22 protein-coding genes are annotated in these 24,300 nt (G+C 41.6%); 15 read left to right on the forward strand and 7 right to left on the reverse strand.

Features of this window, described 5'->3' with window-relative positions; all coding sequences use genetic code 11:
- Nucleotides 1–133 precede the first annotated feature (133 nt).
- Entirely contained in the window at nt 134–256 is a 123-nt protein-coding gene (locus E7X57_RS12865) for a hypothetical protein (RefSeq protein ID WP_256369407.1), read from the forward strand.
- Between the two features lie 220 nt (nt 257–476).
- Here E7X57_RS12865 and nrdD read toward each other — a convergent pair whose 3' ends face one another.
- Nucleotides 477–833, reverse strand: a complete 357-nt coding sequence (gene nrdD / locus E7X57_RS06645; protein ID WP_135611868.1) for an anaerobic ribonucleoside-triphosphate reductase — start codon at nt 831–833, stop codon at nt 477–479.
- Between the two features lie 706 nt (nt 834–1,539).
- Between nrdD and E7X57_RS06650 the strand changes: the two genes are divergently transcribed.
- Nucleotides 1,540–1,998: a hypothetical protein gene (locus E7X57_RS06650; protein WP_135611870.1), complete on the forward strand. Its 459-nt coding sequence runs from the start codon at nt 1,540–1,542 to the stop codon at nt 1,996–1,998.
- A gap of 31 nt (nt 1,999–2,029) precedes the next feature.
- On the opposite strand, the gene E7X57_RS06655 is transcribed toward E7X57_RS06650, so the two are convergent.
- The 3 genes from E7X57_RS06655 to E7X57_RS06665 all read right to left on the reverse strand — a co-directional run bounded on the left by E7X57_RS06655 (nt 2,030) and on the right by E7X57_RS06665 (nt 4,856).
- Nucleotides 2,030–2,872 (reverse strand): arsenite methyltransferase, encoded by an 843-nt coding sequence (locus tag E7X57_RS06655; RefSeq protein ID WP_244603624.1) that lies wholly within the window; start codon nt 2,870–2,872, stop codon nt 2,030–2,032.
- A 51-nt stretch (nt 2,873–2,923) separates the two neighbouring features.
- Complete coding sequence (locus E7X57_RS06660) at nt 2,924–4,399, reverse strand: radical SAM protein (protein ID WP_135611884.1); 1,476 nt, start codon at nt 4,397–4,399, stop codon at nt 2,924–2,926.
- A 250-nt stretch (nt 4,400–4,649) separates the two neighbouring features.
- On the reverse strand, nt 4,650–4,856 hold the full coding sequence (locus E7X57_RS06665; protein ID WP_135611886.1) for a hypothetical protein: 207 nt from the start codon (nt 4,854–4,856) through the stop codon (nt 4,650–4,652).
- Between the two features lie 387 nt (nt 4,857–5,243).
- Here E7X57_RS06665 and E7X57_RS06670 point away from each other — a divergent pair, with 387 nt between their 5' ends.
- On the forward strand, nt 5,244–5,435 hold the full coding sequence (locus E7X57_RS06670) for a TRAM domain-containing protein (RefSeq protein WP_048194628.1): 192 nt from the start codon (nt 5,244–5,246) through the stop codon (nt 5,433–5,435).
- Between the two features lie 359 nt (nt 5,436–5,794).
- Here the strand turns inward: E7X57_RS06670 and eif1A are convergent, their stop codons facing one another.
- On the reverse strand, nt 5,795–6,115 hold the full coding sequence (eif1A, locus tag E7X57_RS06675; protein ID WP_135611888.1) for a translation initiation factor eIF-1A: 321 nt from the start codon (nt 6,113–6,115) through the stop codon (nt 5,795–5,797).
- A 709-nt stretch (nt 6,116–6,824) separates the two neighbouring features.
- On the opposite strand from eif1A, the gene E7X57_RS06680 reads away from it, so the two are divergent.
- The 8 genes from E7X57_RS06680 (at nt 6,825) to E7X57_RS06715 (ending at nt 17,649) form a co-directional block, all read left to right on the forward strand.
- On the forward strand, nt 6,825–7,574 hold the full coding sequence (locus tag E7X57_RS06680) for an ABC transporter ATP-binding protein (protein WP_135611890.1): 750 nt from the start codon (nt 6,825–6,827) through the stop codon (nt 7,572–7,574).
- On the forward strand, nt 7,553–8,776 hold the full coding sequence (locus E7X57_RS06685; protein WP_135611892.1) for a SufD family Fe-S cluster assembly protein: 1,224 nt from the start codon (nt 7,553–7,555) through the stop codon (nt 8,774–8,776). The genes E7X57_RS06680 and E7X57_RS06685 overlap by 22 nt, the downstream gene beginning before the upstream one ends.
- Nucleotides 8,777–9,052: 276 nt before the next feature.
- Entirely contained in the window at nt 9,053–9,967 is a 915-nt protein-coding gene (locus E7X57_RS06690) for a glycine betaine ABC transporter substrate-binding protein (protein WP_135611894.1), read from the forward strand.
- Between the two features lie 66 nt (nt 9,968–10,033).
- The gene (locus tag E7X57_RS06695) at nt 10,034–11,161 is read left to right on the forward strand and encodes an ABC transporter ATP-binding protein (protein ID WP_135611896.1); all 1,128 of its coding nucleotides are present in this window, start codon (nt 10,034–10,036) and stop codon (nt 11,159–11,161) included.
- Nucleotides 11,162–11,171: 10 nt separating this feature from the next.
- On the forward strand, nt 11,172–11,816 hold the full coding sequence (locus E7X57_RS06700) for an ABC transporter permease (protein ID WP_135611898.1): 645 nt from the start codon (nt 11,172–11,174) through the stop codon (nt 11,814–11,816).
- Nucleotides 11,810–12,421, forward strand: coding sequence for an ABC transporter permease (locus tag E7X57_RS06705; RefSeq protein ID WP_135611900.1), 612 nt, complete (start codon nt 11,810–11,812; stop codon nt 12,419–12,421). Before E7X57_RS06700 ends, E7X57_RS06705 begins: the two co-directional genes overlap by 7 nt.
- Before the next feature lie 209 nt (nt 12,422–12,630).
- Nucleotides 12,631–14,574, forward strand: a complete 1,944-nt coding sequence (locus E7X57_RS06710; RefSeq protein WP_135611901.1) for a NosD domain-containing protein — start codon at nt 12,631–12,633, stop codon at nt 14,572–14,574.
- A gap of 243 nt (nt 14,575–14,817) precedes the next feature.
- Nucleotides 14,818–17,649 carry a DEAD/DEAH box helicase gene (locus E7X57_RS06715; RefSeq protein WP_135611903.1) on the forward strand — a complete coding sequence of 944 codons (2,832 nt, stop codon included), beginning with the start codon at nt 14,818–14,820 and terminating at the stop codon, nt 17,647–17,649.
- Nucleotides 17,650–17,763: 114 nt separating this feature from the next.
- Here the strand turns inward: E7X57_RS06715 and E7X57_RS06720 are convergent, their stop codons facing one another.
- Together E7X57_RS06720 and E7X57_RS06725 are read right to left on the reverse strand one after the other, a co-directional pair.
- The gene (locus E7X57_RS06720) at nt 17,764–18,447 is read right to left on the reverse strand and encodes a DUF169 domain-containing protein (RefSeq protein WP_135611905.1); all 684 of its coding nucleotides are present in this window, start codon (nt 18,445–18,447) and stop codon (nt 17,764–17,766) included.
- Between the two features lie 228 nt (nt 18,448–18,675).
- Entirely contained in the window at nt 18,676–19,377 is a 702-nt protein-coding gene (locus E7X57_RS06725; RefSeq protein WP_135611907.1) for a DUF169 domain-containing protein, read from the reverse strand.
- A 179-nt stretch (nt 19,378–19,556) separates the two neighbouring features.
- Here E7X57_RS06725 and E7X57_RS06730 point away from each other — a divergent pair, with 179 nt between their 5' ends.
- The 4 genes from E7X57_RS06730 (at nt 19,557) to E7X57_RS06745 (ending at nt 24,292) form a co-directional block, all read left to right on the forward strand.
- On the forward strand, nt 19,557–20,018 hold the full coding sequence (locus E7X57_RS06730) for a NifB/NifX family molybdenum-iron cluster-binding protein (protein WP_135611909.1): 462 nt from the start codon (nt 19,557–19,559) through the stop codon (nt 20,016–20,018).
- A gap of 153 nt (nt 20,019–20,171) precedes the next feature.
- Nucleotides 20,172–22,091, forward strand: a complete 1,920-nt coding sequence (locus tag E7X57_RS06735; protein WP_135611911.1) for a Coenzyme F420 hydrogenase/dehydrogenase, beta subunit C-terminal domain — start codon at nt 20,172–20,174, stop codon at nt 22,089–22,091.
- An 82-nt stretch (nt 22,092–22,173) separates the two neighbouring features.
- Nucleotides 22,174–23,409: a cation diffusion facilitator family transporter gene (locus E7X57_RS06740; RefSeq protein ID WP_135611913.1), complete on the forward strand. Its 1,236-nt coding sequence runs from the start codon at nt 22,174–22,176 to the stop codon at nt 23,407–23,409.
- Nucleotides 23,410–23,437: 28 nt separating this feature from the next.
- A complete protein-coding gene (locus tag E7X57_RS06745; protein ID WP_135611915.1) occupies nt 23,438–24,292 on the forward strand; it encodes an ATP-binding protein in 855 nt (284 codons plus the stop codon).
- Nucleotides 24,293–24,300 lie beyond the last annotated feature (8 nt).

A 24,300-nucleotide genomic window follows, 5' to 3' on the forward strand; every position in this document is an offset into this window, starting at 1 on the left:
AGTGCTGACTTTCTTATAATCGTTCTTATTTAAAAACATTAACCTTATATTTAAGAATTAACTAAAAATATTCTGAGATAATATTCATAATATACTTATCTCTAATCTAAACTAAACCAGAGGTGAAAACTAAATGGCAGAAAAATCAATGGACCAGAAAGCAGCTTCAAGAATACAGTCTAATGCGGATAAAACAGGCAACAATCAGAATTTTAAATCCCGTGCTCAGTCTGCAGCAGACAAGAATAAAAAGTGAGTGGGGGCTTTATGCCCTCTTTCTTTTTATTCAATTAAAACTTGATTCATTTCGTAGAGTACATCTATAGGTAAGAGTTTGTCATCGGATTCAAAAAAGTCTTCTCTCGGAAATATTTCCCTACATACAATGAAGTTCGTATTTGTTGCTGAGAAGCGACGATATAAAAAGAAATGCTGGATTACTTTATCTCTAATAATCCATTTGCGTATAGCTCACATCATTTTAGATCAGATCGCACACGGTCTTTAAGTTCCTGTCTTTTTGCAGCGTTCCATCCGCTAACATTGGATATATATCCAGTTACTCTTGAGAGTTGGTGGACGCTGTGATTCATACAATCCGGGCACATTGGTTGGTCACATACGGGGCACGGTGCAATGTTTGCAACGGTGTCATGAGCACATTTTTTCCCATTAAGTGCTACCCATACGTGAACCGGGCAGGGATTATTTTCATCTGTTTTCATAGGTTGTCCGTCATTGAACTCATTGCACCATTCTTTGCACCTATCAACAAATTTATTCTTTGGGAGTGCAAACAGTTCTTCTATTGACATTGTTTGTGAATTTGACATGTTCTATTTCTCCTGTATTATATTGTACTCTTTAAATTTGGTTTATTGATTAATAATCGTTTTTGACCCCATGATTGGATACTAATTATCCAAAAGTGGTAACAGAGTTGATAACATATAATGGACAGTATAATCAAGCTCTCAATCCATCATTCTTGAATTTGCATGAGAACGAGCAATTGTTGAAGATCATGTGTGGATATGAGTAGGTCAAATACAGGCAATTTGATTGCTATCGCCAGGCGAGCACTTTAAGCGCCCTGAAGGCAAACGTTCACAATTCACGGCAACCTCCTGCTCGATTTATAATCCCAACCAACTAAACTAAACTAAACTAAACTAAACTCTCAGTAAATCTTGGTACTCGAACAGTTTCCCGGTTGAGATTTGGAAGCCCACTTATTTCTTGTTTGTTGTGTAATTTGAATATTCTGTATCGTACATATTATTTCATGATCTCTCTTGATGTTTAACAAACTAAAAATATCTCTTCTAAACACAAAACATATATATCATATTTCGGTTGTGTATTCAAAATAGAATAAAATAACAATAAAAGGCAAAACTTCGAAATAAAAGCTTTCGATCATTATGTAGGAGTAGTAAAACGGTGGCATCAGTCCTAAAAATATTATTTGCTCTGATAATTGTAATTATTTTACTTACAACGGTAACACTAATTGATAATAATTATTCATCAGAGTCCATGGGGAAAAGTACTGGTTCCACAAAAGCAGAATTTTCAACAATAGAAGATGCTTTAATGTTGGAATTGTCTGAACCATCACTGGATTCAGGAGTTAGTGTAGTTGGGGTAAGTTACTACGAAGACATTAATGCAATAGTGATCGGACTCGAAAGAAGGACCTATTCTGACAACGAGCATTTGCGCAATTCAATGATCCAGTCTATTTTTGAGATCATGCCTATTGTCCTTGATCATTCAGAAGAACTGGGTGATAAAAATATTGTTTTTACCGGTAGCTCGATGTCACTAACTGCAAGAGGCACCCGCAGAATGATGAAGATCTTCCACACCGAGGTCAATTTTGACCTGGCTACACAGATCGATTGGGATAATTTTACTGATAATGAAGATAGAGAGCAATTGTTACTAAACGAATTTGAATACGTGTGGTGGCATACTAAAGTTAAAAGCAGTTGATTATTTTATTTATGCTATCATTTTATGTTTCTTAAGATGGCTTAATTCCACCAACTTCAATGCTAACTACAGATCCTGTCATCTTTTCTGCTTCTTCCATGGAAAGATCCATGTCCTTCAGGATCGCAGTCATTTCATCAGGTGAGATCATTGCAACGATCAGGTCGAATGGATAAGTTGTCTCTTCTATTATCTCAATATCTACGAACCCGGATTTTCTGATAACATCCAGATACTCTTTCTTTAAGATCGCACCTGAAATACAGCTGATATACGCCTCTGCGGATTCTTTTATCCTGTCCGGGATGGGGCTTAAAAGGGCAATGTCAGATATGATGAAACGTCCACCTCCTTTAAGGACCCTGAATATCTCCCTGAATACTTTATCTTTGGAAGGGGAGAGGTTGATCACACAGTTCGAGATCACAACATCAATGGAATTATCAGTAACAGGAAGGTCCTCAATATCTCCCAGCCTGAATTCTACATTTGTATATCCTCCTTTTGAAGATTTTTCAGTGGCTTTTTCGATCATATCCGGTGTCATATCTACGCCGATGACCTTTCCTTCCTTTCCTACCCTGGCTGCTGCAAGGAAACAATCAAAGCCTGCACCTGAACCCAGATCAAGGACAGTTTCACCAGATTTCAGAGATGCCAGTGCAGTGGGATTCCCACAACCAAGACCAAGATTTGCTCCTTCCGGGATCTCATCAAGTTCTTTGTCTGAATAGCCGACCTCCCGGCTTATGTCTTCCGCAATGCCACTAACATTACAGCATGAGCTTGACGTTGAACAGCAGGGCAAGCCAGTTCTTGCTATTTCGGTATAACTTTCCTTTACCATTTTCTTTATTTCTTTTGGATCCATCATAACCCTCGATTATCGAATACATCTGTATGATCATCATTCCTGTTGACTTCATTATTGGCATGTGTTCCTGAATTTTGCGCTTAATTTTTCTCTGTAGAGTATGTTGTACACGCAGAATGGTATCATTTGGCCGTTAGGAAGGATCTCTGTTATACAGCATTTCTTCGCTCTATCCAGATCAAAATTGAATTCGTCCATAAAAGCATGGACAGAGATGAGAGTTATGTTGTCTATTATTTTACCAGTATCTGAAACCATGCCCGGGAACAATGTGCAATTACATTTCTGTGTTCCATCGCCACAACACTTGTTAGTTTTGGACATAAGCACATTCAGAGCATTGATCGATCTTTCTATCTTAGATGTAACTTTAAGGTCTGCAACAGTGCGATCAACAAGGAAGTCACGGCAGGCACTGGAGTTCAGGAATTTAGTTAGTGATATCTTTTTTCCCATGTGATCGTAAACATAGGCACAAACTGAACAGGTTGGGTGAGGGCAAGGGATGCTAATAAAATTATTTTTGTTTAGCACTCCTTCTGTCTGATCCTCGATCTCGTCTAATATTTCAGGAATGGTTAGTCTCGTTTCGGTCTTTTTCTCCAGTTCATATCTTCCGGTTATTGTTGCTGGCTGGAAATTGACCATTTTTATATTTGTTTTTCCAAGGGCAAGATCTATGATATTACCAATTTCCTGATCATTTACTCCCTTAACAATAGTGGCTACCAGAGCAACTGTCAAACCAAGTTTTTCACAGTTATCAAGCGCTTTCATTTTGATATCGAGCAGAGGTCTTCCTCTGAGAGTTGTATAGGTCCTGTCATCCAATCCGTCGAATTGAAGGTATATGATTGGTTTACCAATTCCGGATCTATCATTTTGAACAGTAGATGCTATCTTTTCTGCAAAATCCATATCAGCAAGTTTTAACCCGTTGGTGTTCAAAACCGGATAAATGATATTCTTTTTACCCACATATTCAAGGATCCTAATGATATCCGGATGCAATGTTGGTTCTCCTCCACTTATCTGGAGGACTTCAGGTTCCTTCTCACACTCGACATAAAGGTCTATCATTTCCTTTACCTTTTCAAAAGGCAGTGTAAAACTTCCTTTTGAAGCTGCAAAACAAACCGGGCAATTCAGATTGCAAGTGTCGTTTATTTCGACGATCCCAACGCATGTGTGCTGCTGATGATCAGTACATAATCCGCAATCAAGGGGACAACCCTTAGAAACAGGGTTTTGGTATTGCAGGGGTTTTGAACCGGGCCTGTCGCTCTTTAAAGCAGCAAGATAGTCATTGGCATCCGAATAGACAAGTGTTTCGAAAGACCCGTGCTCAGGACAATCTTTGCGTAAAAATACTTTGTTCTCACGCAGTATCATCTGGCAATCGATGATCTTAAGGCAGTTCGGGCACACACTTTTTGAGGTTCTTGCAATAATTTCATCAAAGGCTAAGCCTTTTTGAGCCGATCTGTTCCTATTCTGAATTGTTTCAGAATCTTTAGTAATTGTCAATTCCCCCTTCTAATAGCAAATACAGCATCTGCCAAATATAGCATCATTCTATAGTTTTTCTGTTAAACTATTTATAGGGCTATAATGGGGTAATCTAAATCGGGATTACTTAATGAAAGTAAAGATCTTAATAAAATCCCAAAGACCAATTGTTAGAATAAGAATTTACGTCATTCATGATGGTGATATGACCGAAGCCTATAAAATTAAATGAACAATAAAATAGTGATCAAGGAATGAATCTTTGATCTCACTCAGCTAATTTATACTTTTTAACTGTAGCATATCCTGCTAGTGCTATTAAAGGAGCTGCCATAAGATGTGTGTTACTTTCAAGAAATATGCTGATTCCTGATCTCATTGCAACAATTTGTAATTGAAGAAGTACTTCTGCTACTAAAGCAAGTGCAGCATATGCTGATATTATCATAATATATGAATAGTATTTCGATTCCATAAGTTCAGATCCCCCAATAATCCTTAATATTTAAAATTTCAAATATATTATATGTTGAGCATTCTATTCTATCCTTAGTTATTGTATAAATAAATTTCTAATCAATTATACTTTTTTTAATCTAGTTTTAAATAAGTGATCAAAACGAGTCAGATATGAATATGGTCGATCCGTTTTTCTCATCAGTTGATGGTAATATTATTATCCAAAAGCTTTATATCTAAATAAGGTATTTTTAGATTGCTTTTAGAGGATTAACGCTGCTTTGATGAATATATAGGTTTGGATGGTATTGCTTTAACTGTTTTGCTATTTCTCCTTATGTTTACTAGTCTGGTTATTATCTTTTTAAGCACTTGAAAGGAAGTGAAATATTTGTTCAATAACATGGAATCCACTGCACCAGTAGAAGCTGGCGAAACATACGACGTAACAATTGAAGATATCGCAAGAGAAGGCGATGGAATCGCTAGAGTAAGCGGTTTCGTAATTTTCGTCCCAGGCGCAAAGGTCGGCGACGAAGTAACAATCAAAGTTACCAAGGTCATGAGAAAGTTCGCATTTGGCGAGCTCGTATAATTACAGTTTAATAAGTTCAATGATGGAAGGTCGTATTGTTCGATCTTTCATTGTCACTTTTTTGGCATTTATTTTCGTTAATAGTAATCTTAATTAATGCTAATTCTTGTTTTGAATTGCAGTTTTAAATTAAGTTATCGATTGTAGCATTTACTTGGTTAATAGTGAAAACAGCTATTATGTTACTCGAATCTAATATCCATCATTATTCTTTATTCATTTAAAGTATAGGCATAGCTACTGGCACAGCTACTAAATTTAACAAATCATGAGAATAGTTAATTGAATTAAACTAAATGATGAGAAATGATCATGTGATGATCATGAAAATAAATAATGAATGGTAATACATTCATCATTTATTTCAGGTAACCCTTGCGCTGAAGCCAGTTTACCTGTGGCATTGTGTACTTCCAGATCACATCAGCTTTTGAATCCTGGAAAGACCATGGAGTCGCTATAACAATATCGCCTTCACGAACCCACATCCTTTTTTTCTTTGAACCAGGGATCCTCCCCATCCTTACAACGCCATCCATGCATTGTAATGTAACTCTTTTTCCACCAAGCAATGTACCAACAGTTGCTAAGATCTCATTTTTATCTTTTCGTGGGGTACGAACTCTTGTAACTTCCGGAGTATCGGAAGGTTTGCCGCTAGCACCCTTATTTTTCCTCATATTACTTCTATAATTGGCCAGGTTAATTCCTCTTTGTTAGTATGTAGATCATTAGAATGTGTTTATAACATTCTGTCCTATTCTATAACAAATAAGTGTGAAATGTGTGAATTGCTATAAAGCACTTGAACCACTTAATGGTATCTAATTCTATAAAGTTCCACTGAGATTATTTGTTGGAAGATTTCTCAAATATGATCAATATAATTTATCATTCAAAAAAGTGGAAATAATTTTTTTTAATAACAAACCATAAGCATATCTGTTTATGATATTAAACAAACTCAATACATATAAAGTCTGTTGAAGAAGTAGGAATAGTCTAAGCAATTTAACTTCTTTTCAACTTGAAATTAACGTTTCATGCATATACTTTCTAAAAAATCACCTGTTTTCTCTTTCGGAGCTAGCGGTAATTTTGTCGGAATTCAGTCTCATTCTCCGAAGATAAATTATATATCCAATCAATCCCCATTTCACGCCGTTAACTCAAACACAAAAGCTTATCAGTAATGTCTATTAGACTAGCGACCTGAACATTTTTGTCGATAGAACTAAGTAACAGATACTCATGTTCAGATTTGAAAAATGCTATAGATATTATAAAATGCTATAGATTACCAGTGATTGACAACTGGTTAGATTTTATTTGTAAAGTTTGTGTTAAAGTCATAGGTAATGAATATCTCTTCAAAAAATTGGAGGAAACATGCTCGAGGTAAAAGATCTGGTAGTTGAGATTGGCGGCAGGACGATCCTGAACAAAGTTAATCTCAAAGTAGAGCAGGGTAGCACCACTGTTCTTTTTGGCCCTAACGGAGCAGGTAAATCCGCACTTCTCATGACGCTTATGGGATTTAGCGGTTACAATATTGTTAGTGGGCAGATTATATTCAAAGGCGAGGACATAACTAACCTTTCAGTTGATGAAAGAGCAAAACGGGGATTGGGCATCATGACCCAGAGACCACCTAATCTGACAGGTGTTAAGCTCGAGACGCTCGTGAGCGCTATATCAACAGAAGACAGTCTTGACACTGAAGCAGTTGCAAAGAAACTTGATATGGAGCGCTTCATGGAAAGAGATGTTAATGTTGGCTTTTCGGGTGGAGAGATCAAGAGGTCTGAATTATTACAACTATCAGCACAAAACCCGTGCATGTACCTGCTCGATGAGCCGGAATCGGGTGTTGACCTTGTGAGCATTGAAGAAATAGGTAAGACCATAGACGAACTTCTGAAAAGCAGGTCAAGCTGTTTTGTTGACCATAACAGGAGAGGAAATTCAGCACTTATTATAACGCATACCGGTCAGGTATTGGACTATGTTGAGCCTGATATGGGCTACATACTTTGTAATGGTGCTGTTGTATGCAAAGGTCACCCACGTGAAATGCTCAAGGAAATAAAGAGTCAGGGATATGGAGAGTGCATAAAATGCAAAAGGGGACAGCTTTAAAGGAAAAGGCTGAAAAGGCCATAGCAAAGACTGCAACGTATGGAGAGGACTTCGACCTTGATGAGTTTGAGATCGGTACAAAAGAAGTACCAGTTACAGAAGATCTTGAGGACCTTGACAGCGATTTCAAGCAGACACTTCTCAATGTAGGTGTTCTGCCTGATGAGAAAGAGAGATCTGGCAGTTTTCTGATGCTGGACAATGCAATATCCCATTCATCGATCAGTGATCCTGACATCGAACTGATGTCTTTGCATGAAGCAATGGAGAAACATGACTGGCTGGAGGAATATTCCTGGAAGCTTGTTTCCGTGGATACTGACAAGTACACTGCAAAAAGCTATCTTGAGAACGCTAATGGTTATTTCATTCGTGCACCTGCAGGTAAGAAAAGTTCTATGCCAGTGCAGACATGTCTTGTCATGGGGCATAAGGATGTGACACAGACCGTTCACAACATCCTTATTGTAGAAGAAAATGCACAGCTTGATGTCATAACGGGATGTACCACCAAGAAAGGCGTTGAAAGAGCAATGCATCTTGGTATCTCTGAGATATATGTCAAAAAGGGTGGTGTCCTTAACTTCACAATGATACACAACTGGGCCGAAGACATAGGAGTGCGCCCAAGGACCGCTATCCATCTCGAAGAAGGTGCAACGTTCGTCAACAACTACATCCTGCTTAAGCCGGTGAGATCAATTCAGTCATACCCAACTGCAATTCTGGCAGGAGAAGGTGCTTTCGCAAGGTTCCATACAATTGCTGTTGCACATCCCGGTTCCGAGCTTGACCTTGGAAGCAGGGTATTGTTCAATGCTCCCAACACAAAGGCAGAGCTTATTTCAAGGACCATTACTACCGGTGGTAAGATCACTGCCAGAGGAGAGATGGTTGCAAATGAGCTTCATTCAAAAGGACATCTGGAATGCCATGGGCTTGTACTTAACAACGAAGGTACACAACGAGCAATTCCAATACTTGAGGCAAATGTGGATGATGTGGAACTTACACATGAAGCAGCTGTAGGAAGGATCGCAAAGGAACAGGTGGAATACCTGATGGCCCGCGGACTTTCTGAAGAGGAATCTGTAGGAATGATCGTACGTGGTTTCCTTGATGTGGGCATAACCGGCCTTCCGGAAGAGCTTGCAGAAGACATTGACAAAACTATCGCACAGATAGGAAAGGATGCGATCTGAGATCAGATCTGTCCTTTTTCATTTTATTTTGGTTTATTATTTATTGATCCAAATCCTTTTTTAAGTATGTATAATCTAAAACATACTATTAATTATACATAATTCAAGTACGGCATATGCTATAAAATTAATTGGTATGTTTAATGTCTCTTTATATTCTTAATAATTTATATATCAGTTCTTTTTATTTTTAATACGGGATTGCACTTCGAAAATCAAAACATAATGCCCAAACTTATAAATATTGAATAAATCCCACTATAAGAGGGGTAAAAGATGAATTGGAAAATTCTATTAACAACTTTTGTTGTTCTGACTGTTGTCCTTAGCGGATGTACAGAATCGGGGTCTGAAGATCCTGCAGATGCTGAGAAGGGAAAAGTGGTCATTGGTTCTAAATTGTTCCAGGAGTCATATATACTGGCAAACATGGCTGGTATCATGCTTGAAGAAGAAGGTTATGAGGTTGATGTAAAAGAAGGTCTTGGTGGCACTCTTATAAATTATGAGGGTCTCAAGCAAGGTAGTGTGGATGTATATGTGGAATATACAGGTACTGCATATAGCCAGATACTGAACGAGACTCCGCTTGAAGTGTGGGATCCTGAAGTTGTCTATCAGGTATCTGAGGAAGGACTGAATGCTGATGGTGTTGTTATCGTAGCAGAACTTGGTTTTGAGGATGCGTATGCACTTGCTGTAAAGGATCAGTGGGCTGAAGAGAACAATGTTGTTAATATCAGTGATCTGGATGGATATGCATCTGAGTTAACTATCGGTACTGATCCTGAATTTGCATATCGCGAAGATGGTCTGCCTCGCATTAACGATCTCTATGGCCTTGAGTTCAAAGCGGTCAAGCCTACAGTTGCGAACATCATGTACGAGGCTATTAAGAATGATGAAGTTGATGTCGTTTCAGCATATACTACAGATACAAGGAACGAAGTTTTCGATCTTCGTATCCTGAATGATGACATGAATGCATTACCTCCATACGATGCTATTCTAATTATGTCTGCAGAATTTGCAGAGGTAAACCCTGATGCTGTTGCTGCTCTTGAAAAATTGGAAGGACAGATCGACACAGACACAATGAGAGGTCTGAACTACCAGTTCGATGTTGAGAAGCGTGAAGCAGAGGACATAGCAAGAGATTATTTGATCTCAAGCGGATTGATAGAGAGCTAATTCCTCTTTCAATCTCTTATTTTTTTAGTATAGTGTAGAAACTGCTTTTTTAACTGAGATCTGCTTATGCCATCCAAAAGGATATTCGACAGGATAGATTCTATCCGGATTCGCGGTGTGACTAAAAAATATGAAGGCAGGTTTGCTATCAATGACCTGAACCTTGATATTGAAGGTGGGGAAATGCTCATTCTCATCGGTCCCAGCGGATCAGGGAAGACCACAACGCTACGTACGATCAATCGTCTGATAGAACCTGATTCCGGTACTATTCACATAAACGGACAGGATGTTATGGAAATTGAGCAGGTTGCTCTCAGGAGGAACATTGGCTATGTTATCCAGGATATCGGCCTATTCCCTCATATGACAATAGCTGAAAATATAGGACTTGTTCCTAAACTGGAAGGATGGGATAAGGAAAAGATCAGTGAAAGGGTACAATACCTTCTGGATTTTGTGTCCCTGCCATCAGAGATGTTCATGAACAGATACCCCCACCAGTTAAGTGGAGGCCAGCAACAGAGAGTGGGACTCGCAAGGGCACTGGTAATGGACCCGCCTCTTTTGCTCATGGATGAACCCTTTGGAGCACTTGACCCTATTCTGAGAAAGCAGCTTCAGGAAGAGTTTTGTATTATCCGGGAAAAGCTCGGAAAGACCATTATTTTCGTAACTCATGATATTGAAGAGGCTTTCAAGCTGGCGGACAGGATAGGCATTATGGATGATGCAAAGCTTGTACAGATCGGAACAGCAGAGGAACTGATCTTCCATCCTGCAAATGAAATGGTGGCAAGTATTGTTGATACCGGAAAGAAGTTCAAGCATCTTGATACTTTGAGGATAAGGGATCTTATGACTCCCCTTGACAACAAATATGTTCATGAAGGAACTCTTTCTGTCAGCGAAGCCATTAAGTCGATGCTTGATAAAGGCATAGAGCTCGCTGTTGTTTTTGATGACAATGGACCTGTTGGTATTGTCAGGCTGCCTGACCTGATGCGTCTGGGAGAAACAAATGATACTATTGGTGACCATGCTTTAAGTGTTCCTTCGTTTAGCAGTGATGAGCTTCTTGAATCTTCACTTAAGGACCTGCATGAGAAACATAATTCGATCGCATTTGTCAGAGACGATGACCAAATTCGAGGTTTCCTGTTCCCGATAGATATATTCAGGCAACTGGTTTGATCAGGAGTGAGTGTTTTTGTTACTATCTGATCTTATAAGAGTCTGGGAAGCGAATTCCCTTACCACACGTACGATTGAGCACTTGACCATGTTCAGCATTGCCATCGTCATTGCATCCATTATTGGGGTAAGCTTGGGCATCTACCTGTACAGCAGACCCAGAATTGCTCACCCTGCACTTAATTTCCTGAACGTTGTGGAAACCATACCGGATATTCCTCTTCTTGTACTCCTGTTGCCAATATTCGGGCTTGGCGAGGAACCAACGATCGTAGCTTCCATACTTTATTCGCTTTTACCTATCACACGTAACACCTACACAGGCCTCAAAGAGGTTGACCAGCAGTATATCGATATAGCACACGCAATGGGACTTTCCCAGCGTGAGATCCTTATGAAGGTCAGACTCCCGCTTTCCCTGCCTATGATAGCAGGTGGCTTAAGGATAGCTCTTGTATTCACTATGGGTGTTGTGACACTTGGCGGACTGATTGCTGCAGGTGGCCTTGGAACAGCCCTTATAGCCGGGATACAGCTCTATAAGATCGAAACCATACTTGTCGCCGGTATCTGGACCGGTCTTCTGGCAGTGATCCTTGATGGCTTTGCAGGTTCTCTTGAGAAGAAACTGCAGAGGAAGTATGGCACATGGTAACTATTGAGACGATCCTTGGACATACCGGTGAGCATCTTGTGCTTTTGCTTACCACGCTGTTTGCAAGCATTTGCATCTCCCTGCCCCTTGCATTTGTTTCCCTTTACAGCAAACGTGTCGGATATGTCATCATGAAGTTCGCGAACCTTGCCCAGGCAGTGCCAAGTTTTGCTGTTGTTGCTATTGTGGTCCCTCTGATAGGAATCGGATTCTATCCTGCACTTATAGCCATCCTGCTGAGGGCACTTCTGCCTATCATCAAGAACACCTACATCGGACTTTCAACGGTGGATCCTTCCATGCTTGACTATGCAGACGGTATCGGTCTTAACCAGTGGCAGATCCTCCGCTATATCCGTCTCCCAAATGCCTATCCTGCCATATTTGCAGGTATCAAGTTCGCATCCATCCTCATCAACAGCATAGCCATCCTGACAGCCTACATTGGCAGTGGAGGTCTTGGTGAGCTTATCTTTGAAGGGCTTGTGGGCTTCAATAATGAGAAGATACTTGCAGGTGCCATTCCTGCGATATTGATAGCACTTACACTGGATGTCATTTTTACAGCAATGGAAAAGAGGCTGGTTCCGAATTACAGGAAATGAGTTTCAAGATGTTGAAACACTTCGGTTAATATGTAGCTATAATTAGACATGTTGAGTCGCATTAAACAAGAAAAAATAAATAAAATATGAGGATTTGAATCCGTTATTTCTATAGATTTTTTATCTTTTTATTCTATAATCCATAGGTAAATGGATAGAGATATTTATTAGTAAGTGCTTCTAATAATATATTAGGGGGAATTATTCAAATGAAAATATATTCAATAATTTTAGTAGTACTTTTTATTTTGATTACCATTGGAACAGTATCCGCAAGCACATTCACAGTGAACAACAGCACCGGAGATGTAGCAGATTTTACTTCGATCCAGGCTGCTATAGATGATGTGAATACAACTAATGAAGATACGATTCTTGTTTATCAGGGAACCTATACAGAGAATGTGACTGTGAACAAGGAACTGACAATCAATTCACATCCTGATAATCTGGGCGATACCATTGTTCAGACTGCTAATCCAAATAATTCCGTATTTTACGTGACTGAAGACAATGTCACTATCAACGGCTTTAATGTGACAGGTGCAAATAATTACGTTGGGATACTTCTCAATGGAGTTAATGGATGTAATATTAGTGATAATAGCTTATCGAATAACTTTGTCGGCATCAGGCTGGACCAGTCCAGCAACAATATGCTGAGTAATAACATTGCAAACTCGAACAGTGATACAGGTATCGGCCTGGTGAATTCCAGCGACAGCAACACACTGACCAATAACATTGCAAATTCGAACACCGACACAGGTATCTGGCTTTTCGGGTCCAGCAACAACATGCTGAACAGTAATATTATATTGAACAATGAATTCGGCATCAGGCTGGTAAATTCCAGCAATAGCAATACACTGACCAATAATACTGCAAGTTCGAACAACGATGCAGGTATCAGACTGGAACAGTCAAGTAATGGCAACAATCTAAGCAGTAACATTGCATTGAATAACATCTTCGGCATTGGTCTGCAACAGTCCAGCAATAGCAACAAGCTGACCAATAACACTGCAAACTCGAACACCAACACAGGCATCTGGCTTTCCGAGTCCATCAACAACATGCTGAGCAGTAACATTGTGCTGAATAACAATTTCGGTATCGGTCTGCAACAGTCCAGTAATAGCAACACACTGACCAATAACACTGCAAACTCGAACACCGACGCAGGTATCAGGATGCAACAGTCCAGCAATAACAACACGCTGACCAATAATAATGCAAACTCGAACGGTGATACAGGTATAGGTCTGTTGAATTCCAGCGATAACTCCCTGAGCAGTAACATTGTGTCAAATAACTTTGACGATGGCATTTATTTTGAGGGTTCCAACAACACTCTCCTCTACAATAATTACTTCAACAATACAAATAACGTTGAATATGTTGGCATCAATAATGGCAACATCTGGAACATCACCATGACTGCTGGAACAAACATTGTTGGAGGTCATCTCCTTGGTGGAAACTATTGGGTGCATCCTAATGGAACAGGATTCAGTGTTGACACAGCAGATAATAACACGGATGGGATCTGCGATGAGCAATACAACCTTTCAGTAACTGAATCTGACTACCTGCCACTTATCATTGTCGTTGACACTCTCATGCCAGTGATCAGTATAACCTCACCGGCAGATGGATCATCCACAACGGCAAGTTCTGTTACTGTCTCAGGCCTTGTCAATGGAACCGGATCTCTGCCATTGGTTACAGTGAATGATATTAATGCAGAAACCACAATCATAGAATTCAACGGCACCTTCACGGCAACGGTACCTCTGGTCATAGGTGCTAACACCATTTATGCAAACGTTACCGATGCTGCTGGAAATACCAACACAACATTTGTGAATATTGCACGAACCTCATCCTCTGGCAGTAACGGTGGCGGTTCCTCCGGAGGTATTGGCACTCCGGTAATTATACCAATTCAGGAAGAACCTAAAGTGGAGGAAGAAAATACTACTTCCGATTCAAATGCTACCAATAATGTAACTATAGTAGCTCCTGAAGAGGAAGTTGTTGAAGAACCACAGGAACCACAAGGAGAAACTGAAGCAACTCCGGGATTTAGCATAATGCTGACAACTGGTGTTCTGCTATCAGCATATGTTATTTACAAAAGGAAGGATTAATAAACGGTCCTTCTAACCTTTTTCTTTGTTTATCCTGATCTCAAGGTTTCGTTTGTTTTGAAGCAGTTCTATATCATTTATTGACTAAACTGTTGTACGATATTCATTGATTCAAACTAGATGGTGTTATGTGCTCCAAATACCAGAGTCTGATTTTAATTCACTGATAAATTCTAGGACGGAACCATTTTGCACTATTTTAAGTATCATCAATTCTGTTATGAATCACGGAGTTGCACTACAATGGATGTTCCTCAACTGATCAATACTATCCGTTCCTCGCGCAGGTATGAAGGCCAGATCGTACACGTTGAGACCATTCCTCCAAAAGAGCCAGAATATGAGGACGTGGAACTGAAACCGCTGGTAATGTATGCTCTCAGCGAAATGGGTATTGAGAAGCTTTACACTCATCAGGCAGAGGCCATCGGGACAGTAAAAAGAGGCAAACACTTGGGCCTTTCTACCAGCACAGCAAGCGGTAAATCCATGTGCTATATGCTTCCCATCTTCGAGAAATTAATGGAAGATCCCAATGCAACTGCTCTTTATATTTCACCTTTGAACGCACTGGTCAATGACCAGCTTGATACATTTCAGAATTTCCGCGATCTCATGGGCATCGAGATGAACATCAACCGGTTCATCGGTACAATGTCATCGGAGGAGAAATCCGCGGTAAAATACGGAAATCCCAGAATACTTTTTACTAATCCGGAAATGCTCCATTTAAGCTTTCTGCAATGGAAACACCAGTGGAAGAAGTTCCTCTCTAACCTGAAGTTCATCGTTCTGGATGAGAGCCATTCCTACAGCGGTGTCATGGGAAGCAACATGGCAAACCTTCTCAGGCGGCTAAATCGTGTTTGTGATCATTACGGATCTAAACCGCAGTACATCTGCTGTACAGCTACCATTGGCAATCCGGAAGAACATACATCTGCCCTGATAGGCAAAGATGTGACACTGGTCAATAAGGATGGTTCAGGCAGCGGAATGCAGAAGTTCATCTTCTGGAACCCTCCTCTTTATACCCGTTCCCGCTCCAACAATTTCACACTCAGGAGAGCAAGTTTTGGTGAGACCGTTGATCTCTTCACTACCTTTGTGCAGAATGACCTCCAGACCATTGTTTTTGCAAGATCAAGGCAGAAGGTCGAAAGAATGTACGTTGAAGCAAAACAGAGACTTGAGCAGCGAGGCGAGCAAAAGATCATCAGCCCTTACAGGGGTGGCTATCACGGGAATGAACGTGAAGCGATCGAGAAGGGACTCTCAAGTGGGAATGTTGCAGGTGTCATCTCTACTATGGCTCTCGAACTTGGTATTGATATTGGCGGTCTGGACGCCTGTATAATGGATGGTTTCCCAGGGACCATCATGAGCGCTAGGCAGCAATCCGGACGAGCAGGGCGTGGAAGTCAGGAAAGTGTTGTTGCCCTTGTGGCTGATTCTAATGCACTTGACCAGTACTATATGAGAAATCCAACTGACCTTTTCAAGAAAGAATGTGAGGAGGCTGTTATCAATGTCTCCAATCGTTATATTCAGGCTGGCCATCTGCTCTGTGCAGCAAGGGAACTCGCATTAAGGCCGGAAGACGAGAAGTATTTTGGCAGTGATTTTGCCGAGATAATAGCAGTGCTTGAAGAAGAAGGATTGCTAGAAGGCGATCGCGAAAAAGTTTGTACGGACGGCAAGGCTCACATGCGTGTGTCCATCAGGGGAATTGATGGCGATGGCTACACCATTTTTGAGAAAGGAAGCCGTGCTCCCCTGGAAAAGGATATTGGCAGGCTAAGGGCATACAGAGAGGCTTTCAAGGGTGCTGTTTACATCAACAAAGGCACTCCTTATTCTGTTACTGAACTTGACCATGAGAAACAGGTCATCCGAGTGGAAAAAGCAAAGGATGGATATTACACAAGGTCACAGGTAGCTTCAGACATACAGATAGTGGATGTGATCGATACGAAGCCTCTTCAGACCTGTGATGGTGTCACTGTTGGCTTTGGTGATGTTGACGTCACCCAACAGGTGACCGGATTCAAGAGGTTCATGCAGCGTACTGATGAGGAGCTTGGACAATTTTCCCTCACGATGCCAAAATTTAGTCTTGAGACCGAAGCCCTTTGGCTTGAGTTTCCTGAATACCTTGCCGACCTGGTGGAAAAGTATGAAAGGGATTTCAATGGCGGCATCCATGCCATTGAGCATGCAATTATAGCAATGTATCCGCTTCACCTTCTTGCTGACAGGAACGATGTGGGTGGAGTTTCCACTCCTGAACATACTGACCTGAATAAGAAGAGCGGGATCTTCGTCTATGACGGTCATGCCGGGGGTGTCGGATATGCTGAAGCTGGTTATGGCAGGATCGTCGAAATGCTCGAAGTGACACTGAAGGCTATAGAGAGCTGTCCCTGCAAAGACGGATGCCCAAGCTGTATCCAGTCCCCTAAGTGTGGTAATAACAACAATCCTCTGGATAAGGATGCGGCAATAATGATCCTCAGGAAGATGCTTGGCAAACCAGAATATATCCCGAAGAGGAAACACCTATCTGAGATATCAAAGCAGAGGCCAGGATCTCCTGCTCTGAACAGGCAGAATGAGAAGAAGGATCAGAACGATACTGCTGATGCATTGAACAGGGCAAGAAGGAAGCTGAAGCGTCAGGGGTCAGGATCAGCTGCCGAGTGGGTCAAAATGGGGATAGCTGCCGGCAGGGATGAGAAGGATCACAAAAAGGCATGTGAGTGTTTTGACAGGGCTCTTCAGCTGGAGCCGGATAACAGTACAGCACTTTCGAATAAAGGTGTCACATACATAATGATGGGAAAGCATACGCTGGCACTGCAATGCTTTAACAGGTTGCTGGAGCTTGGTTATGGGAAAAGCCATGTGGTCTGGAAGAACAAGGGTACAGCTTTGAGACTTCTTGGGGATCGTGCAGGTGCTATTGAAGCATACAACGAGGCCCTCAGGATAAAACCGGATGATGTCGGGACAAAACAAATGAGGGATAAATTAAGGGAAGCTGATAATGCTCTGTATGGTCGCGATGACCTATGATAGAAACAATTGGTTGTCGAATATATTCAATTAAATGTATATGAAACATTGAGTATATTTGATATGAAATATATTTTTTAAAAAAAGTTGAACTTAAATTTAAGAATAAGATGTTCAGGCGAACATCTCATTTATAGCTTCCACGAGGTCGTGAAGTCTTTCAACAGGGATTCCGATGATAAGCTCATCATCTGCGATGTTTGCGAACTTCCTGCTTCCTCCACATCCGACTGTTACGCTGATCTTACCTTCCTTGTATGGAAGGGCAACACCGTCTGCGCAAACACTCTGAATACCTGCAAAGCTTGCTTCTACCCTGCCACCAAACTTGTAGATCAATGCCTGGGAGAGCTGCATGACCTGTTTTGGTGAGGTTACGATAACAACTACATCAGGCTTGAAGGTTGCACTTTCGAGTGGTCCGTATACGACTGCTTTTGTGGTTCCTGCCTCTACCTTTGTTACCTTTTCCATTGTACGTCTTGCTGCATTGATGGTGCTGAAACGCTTGAGGTTGTAGTAGGTGTCACCGGTAGCCAGTTTGTGTGGCATTTCCTGCAAACCCAATACAGAAGATCCACCCTTGCACATCTGTTCATCTGCTGTAGCATAGAACTGCTTTCCGGTCTTCCTGACAATGTCCACCATCTGGCAGTGCCTTGTGCTCTCATCTATCTTTTCGATGCCTTCAGGTATGGCATGTCCTTCCGGAATAAGTGAGACTGCAACCGGTTTTGTCTTAAGGTTGAGCTTTTCTGTCAGCTGCTTTCCAAATTCGTTTATTTCCTTGAGATCCATATGTATCACTCAGTATTATGCTTGATATGATTGAAGATAACAATATTATTTTTGTTAACAGTGTTGTTGATACTGCTGATAACGGTTTATTTCGGTTGTGTTGTAAGTGTACACAACTGATTTTATATAAGCTTTGCTACTGATCATTTTAGAAAAGGATTGGTAGCTATTTTATGCTACCTGATAATCAAATATAGTAAAAAGAAACAGGATAGGGTCAGAGATCATTTAAGATCTCATCCAGTCGTTCCAGGCCCCGGCCTTCATTTCAAGGATATTCGTAATGTCCTCAAGCTGTTCTTCAGGAATACCTACAACCATCTCATCATCCTTGAGTCCTGCATTCTTGGCAGCACCATCACATCCAATAGAGATGTTAACTTCTCCGGTTGTGTAAGGTGAACCGGTAGCATCTGCACATGTAGACTGGATGCCTGCAAAGTTTGCAGTCATACGACCACCGCGCCTGTAGATCACGGAATGTGCGATCCTTCTGGCTACAAGGGTGTTTCCTATCACAATAATAACGTCAGGTTTTGTTGGTGTGCTTTCCAGTGGAGCAACAATGGTTGCAACGGTCGATCCGGGAGCAGGTCTTGGCATGTTGTCTACAACACGCTTAGCGACACTCAGGGAGATTTCCTTACCAAGTTTATCAAAATACAATTCTCCACTTTTGATCTTGTCAGGATAGTCTTGCAATCCAATGGCTGCAGCACCACCTTTGCAGGCATGCTCATCCATGGTAGCAAAAGTGACAGTATTGTTGAACCTGGCATCCTGAAGCATCTGGCAGTATCTTCTCGGATTTTCAATCTTTTCTAAGCCTTCAGGGATGTCTTTTTCTCTCTTTAATAATGATATTGCTACTGGTTTCCCGTTAAGTTCCAGTGCCTCAATAAGTTTCTCACTCATTTTTGCATAATCCATGTTAATACCTCTGGAATTTGTACTTGTATCGAGGATAAAATTTCATCTATCCATGTTCTTTACATATGATCTAATCTCTCATAGATGGGTAAATATATAGGCTTTTTCAGTAACATTTATATATTTCCTCTCATCTGTGTAGAATACAACAAAAAGATAATTAAAAATGAGGAAATTATATGAAGATATGTGTAACAGCCACAGATAAAAATATTGATGCAGCAATGGATTCACGTTTTGGAAGATGCCCGTACTTTGTTCTTGTAGATCCGGAAACAATGGAATTCAAAGCAGTTGATAACGCAGCAGCTTCAGCATCAGGCGGAGCAGGTATACAGGCTGCTCAGAACATTTCTGACAAAGGGATCGATGTTCTCCTTACCGGTAACGTCGGGCCCAACGCTTTCCCGATCCTTTCCGCAGCCGGAATTAAAGTAATGACAGGAGCCAGTGGCTCAATCAAAGATGCGATCCGCCAGTACAAAGAAGGTCAGTTGAATGAAACCGGTGCTCCGACAGCACAAGCACATGCTTCTATGGCTGCACCCGGCAGAGGCATGGGTGGAAGTGGCAGGTCCAGTGGGTCCGGCAGAGGAATGGGAGGCGGTGGCGGAGCTGGCAGAGGCGGAGGAAATCGTTAAGTTAACAGCTACAGATATTCCATTGTTTCTTCTGAAATTTCAAATAGGAAATTTTATATATTTGTAGGTTTTGTAAATTTTGTACACTTATTCCACAACCAATAGAAACCGAATTTGCCTTAAAAGTACAATAAATGATACGAGATGAGAACAATGTCAGAAGAATATAAATGGTTCTTAAAAGATGCAGTTGTAGACACCGGAATGTGCACTTTATGCGGTGCCTGCGCTGCGGTTTGCCCTTATGAGATCATCGAATTCGATGAGAACGGGCCAAAATTAAAGGAAGAATGCTACAGGAACGGAGAAGGTGCCTGCAAGGATGTTTGCCAGCGTGTCATGACAGATGCAGCCCGTATATCCATGAACGTGTTCAATTTTAAATCACTGCCACCATCACCTATCGGCCAGTATCAGAAGATCGTTTCTGCAAGGGCTACAGATCCCTCAATAGCCAAGAAGGGGCAGGATGGCGGCGCGGTGACCGCACTTCTCGGATACTGTTTTGACAATGGTCTCATTGATGGTGCTGTCACCACTGCAGGTTTTACAAAACCGGATTCCTGCATTGTTGCAAGCAAAGAAGAACTTATGGATACCCAGGGTGCCAAATATTCAACAGTTCCTGTGATGGCCGCACTGCGCCAGAGCAAGGATGAAATGAAAAATGTCGCAATGGTAGGTGTTCCATGCCAGACATACGGAACCAGAAGGACACAGTTCTTCACAGGCCTGAACGTTCACCCGATGGAAGTCGGAATGAATGGTGAAAAAGCTGACATCCCGAATATACCATATACGATCGGTCTGTTCTGCATGGAGAACTTTAACTATGAAAAGTTATCCGAGCACATGAAAAGCATAGGTATTGACCTGGACAAGATCCGGAAATATGCCATCAGGCTTGATGAAATGATCGTTACTACCGATGATGGGGAAATTGAGATCTCCCTGAAGGATATCGCTGACTGTGTGTGGGATGGATGCCGTATCTGCAGGGACGCTGTTTCAAAAGTTGCAGACATATCAGCAGGACACGTTGGCTCATCTACCGGATGGACCACTTTAATAGCCCGTAATGACAAGGGGCTGGCACTTCTTGAAGCAGCAGAAAAGGCTGGATACATAGAAACAATCGATGATGTCGACATCAGCATGCTAGAGGACTTTGCATCTATTAAGATGAGAAAGTTCAATAAAGAACTTGATAAACGTCTTGATAATGAAAAGAAAGTGAACTTTTACTGGGTACGTGATTATCCTGGTGTCAGACCTGAAGCAAATGGCACGAATTTCGTGAAGATCAAAACTAACTCCGGTATCGTGCAGCATGATTACATTGCCAGGGTTGCTGAACTTGCAGAGAAATATGGTGACGGTAGCCTTGAGCTTACCACAAGAAAGAGCGTTGAGATACAGGGTGTCAAAGGCGAAAATGTCGATGGCCTGATGGCCGATGTCTATGGCAGCGGACTCAAGACCATTGGAATGGGTTATGCTAACGCTTGTCCTGGAATGGATTACTGTCCTGAGGGACTTGTTACTACTAAGGACATTGCAAATGAACTTACCATGCAGTTCGCCCAAAAGCTCACTCCACACAAGATGAAGGTAGGTGTGGCCGGATGTCCGAACAGTTGTGTCAGAGCAGAAAACAATGACATTGGTATTGTCGGTCAGCTCCGTCCGAAGGTCGATACGGAAAAATGTACCGGATGCGGACGATGCAGCGAATTGTGCAAACTGAATGCTATCTCTGTGACCTCAGGAAAAGCTGTTATTGACAGGGACCTCTGCATCAACTGTGGATGGTGTGTCAGAGGGTGCCCACATGAGGCTGCTGTTGAAAGTGAGAGAGGTTATTCTGTATGGATCGGCGGGAATGATGCAAGAAGACCAACAAATGGTGTTCTCCTGAAGGCATTCTGTACAAAAGAAGAGATCCCTGCCCTGATAGACAAGGTTGGTAAGACCTTTGTCAAATACCGGACCAAACCCGGAAAGGAGCGGCTTGGTAATATCATTGAACTGGTAGGAGAAGGCCAGTTTATCAGTGAAGTTCTGAAAGAATGATCGAAAAGAAGGGTCCCGATGAGGGATCCCTTTTTTGTTTTTTGTGTTTTTTTATTGTTTATTAGTTATTGGGGAACATAATATGGCTGTAAAAGAAAAACTTCAGTTAGGTGCTAAGGCTTCAAAGAACTCTACCTTTGCACTGGTCTTTCTTGCAGCAATAAAAGGTACAGTGGGGTTCTATTCAGGAAGCTCTTCCCTGATCGCAGATGCTATCCATACATCAATGGATATCTTTACATCCCTTGCAGTGTGGATCGGGTTAAGACTAAGCCTGAAAAGTAGCGGGGAACACTTCCCTTATGGTTACTACAAGGCAGAGAATCTTGTGGCTCTTTTAGTATCAATTCTTATTTTATTATCCGGCTTTGAACTTGTTCGTGGAGCCCTGGAAACTATAAAGGATCCTGTTGAGCTGGAACATCAGGGACTGGCACTTGGGGCGGCTGTGTTCTCTGTAATTACTATCTATGCCCTTTCACAGTATAAGTTCAAAATAGGAAGGCAAATCGGTTCACAGGCACTGATCGCTGATGCTACTCATTCGTATACAGATGTATTTAGTTCCATGATCGTTGTTGTTGCTATTATCGGTTCGATGTTTGGCATGTCCTGGCTTGACAGTGCAGGAGTTCTTCTTATATCATTGATCATCTTCAAACTCGGGATCACCACAGCAAAGGAATCGGCACTGACCCTGATGGATGCATGGCTGGATAGGGATTCTATCGAGCATATCAGGAATACAGTAGGTCAGATCCCCGGTGTTAACAAAGTTGATGATATCAGGCTCAGAAGATCCGGCCTTGTGGTCTTTGGGGAGATGCAGGTAGAAAGTGCAGGAGAATACGATCTGAAAAGGGTTGAAATGCTTTCCGTTGAGATCGAAGAAGCAGTTAAAAGTGAAATACCAAATCTGGAACATATTTCAGTCGATGTAAAACCTGGAAAGATATCCGTGCTCAAGGTTGCGATCCCTGTAATGAAGCCAGAAGGATTACAGTCGAAGTTATCCAGGCATATCGGAAAAGCTCCTTATTATATGTTCATCCAGCTGGAAGACAACAAAATAATGGACTGGGACATTGGTGAGAACCCCGCTGCTGATCTGGATAGGAAAAGAGGCGTAAAGACGGCGGAGTACCTGCAGGAACATGGTGTTAATATTGTCATCATAAAGGATATCGGGGAAGGCCCATTCCATAAATTCCATGACAGCTTTATTAAACTGTTAGAGATGCCGGATGATGTGGAAGATGTTGAAACACTTATTGAAATTATCTCTGAGCTGAGTGTGATCACCGCTCCTACAGAATAATATAATTTGAGAATCGGAGAACATGGAAATGAAAATTGCGATAGCAAGCGGAAAAGGTGGAACAGGTAAGACAACAGTGGCAGTAAATCTTGCACTTTCCCTAAAGGATGCACAACTGTTCGACTGTGATGTGGAAGAACCTAACTGCAATCTGTTCCTTGGGTATGATCTTAAGAAGATCGAGGATGTGAATGTTCCGACACCGGTTGTTGATAAGAATAAGTGTGACCTTTGCGGCAAATGTTCTGAGTTTTGCCAGTTCAATGCCCTTGCCGTTCTGCCTGAAGATGTAATGATCTTCCCAACACTCTGCCATGGATGTGGTGGATGCACTATTGTATGTCCGAATGAAGCTATCAGCGAGGTGGACAGGAAAGTCGGAGTTATCGAAGGTTCGGTAAATGAAGAACTCGTGTTCTATCAGGGACTGTTGAAGATAGGGGAACCCATGACATCACTTGTGATCAAGGCCCTGCAGGAGCATATCGATAAGAATGCGACTGCCATCATCGATGCACCTCCAGGTACTGCCTGCCCGGTCATTGCTTCAGTGAAGAATGTCGATTACTGTATCCTTGTGACCGAATCGACACCTTTTGGGTTTCATGACCTGAAGCTTGCTCTTGATGTTATGAGGATACTGGGAATACCTTTCGGTGTGGTGATAAATCGATGCGATATCGGTGACAACAGGGTGGAAGATTACTGTGTTGAAGAGGGGATCCCGATCTTGATGAAGATCCCTTACGATAGGGAGATCGCAAAGTTGTATTCGCAGGGCATTCCCTTTGTTAATGAGATGCCGGAGTGGAAGGACAGATTTCTCAGGCTTTTCAGGGATGTTACTTCACTCTCTGAAATGAAGGATCGTCCTGAACAATGATCAAAAGA

The organism is Methanococcoides sp. AM1, assembly GCF_900774055.1.
Taxonomy (GTDB): Archaea; Halobacteriota; Methanosarcinia; order Methanosarcinales; family Methanosarcinaceae; genus Methanococcoides.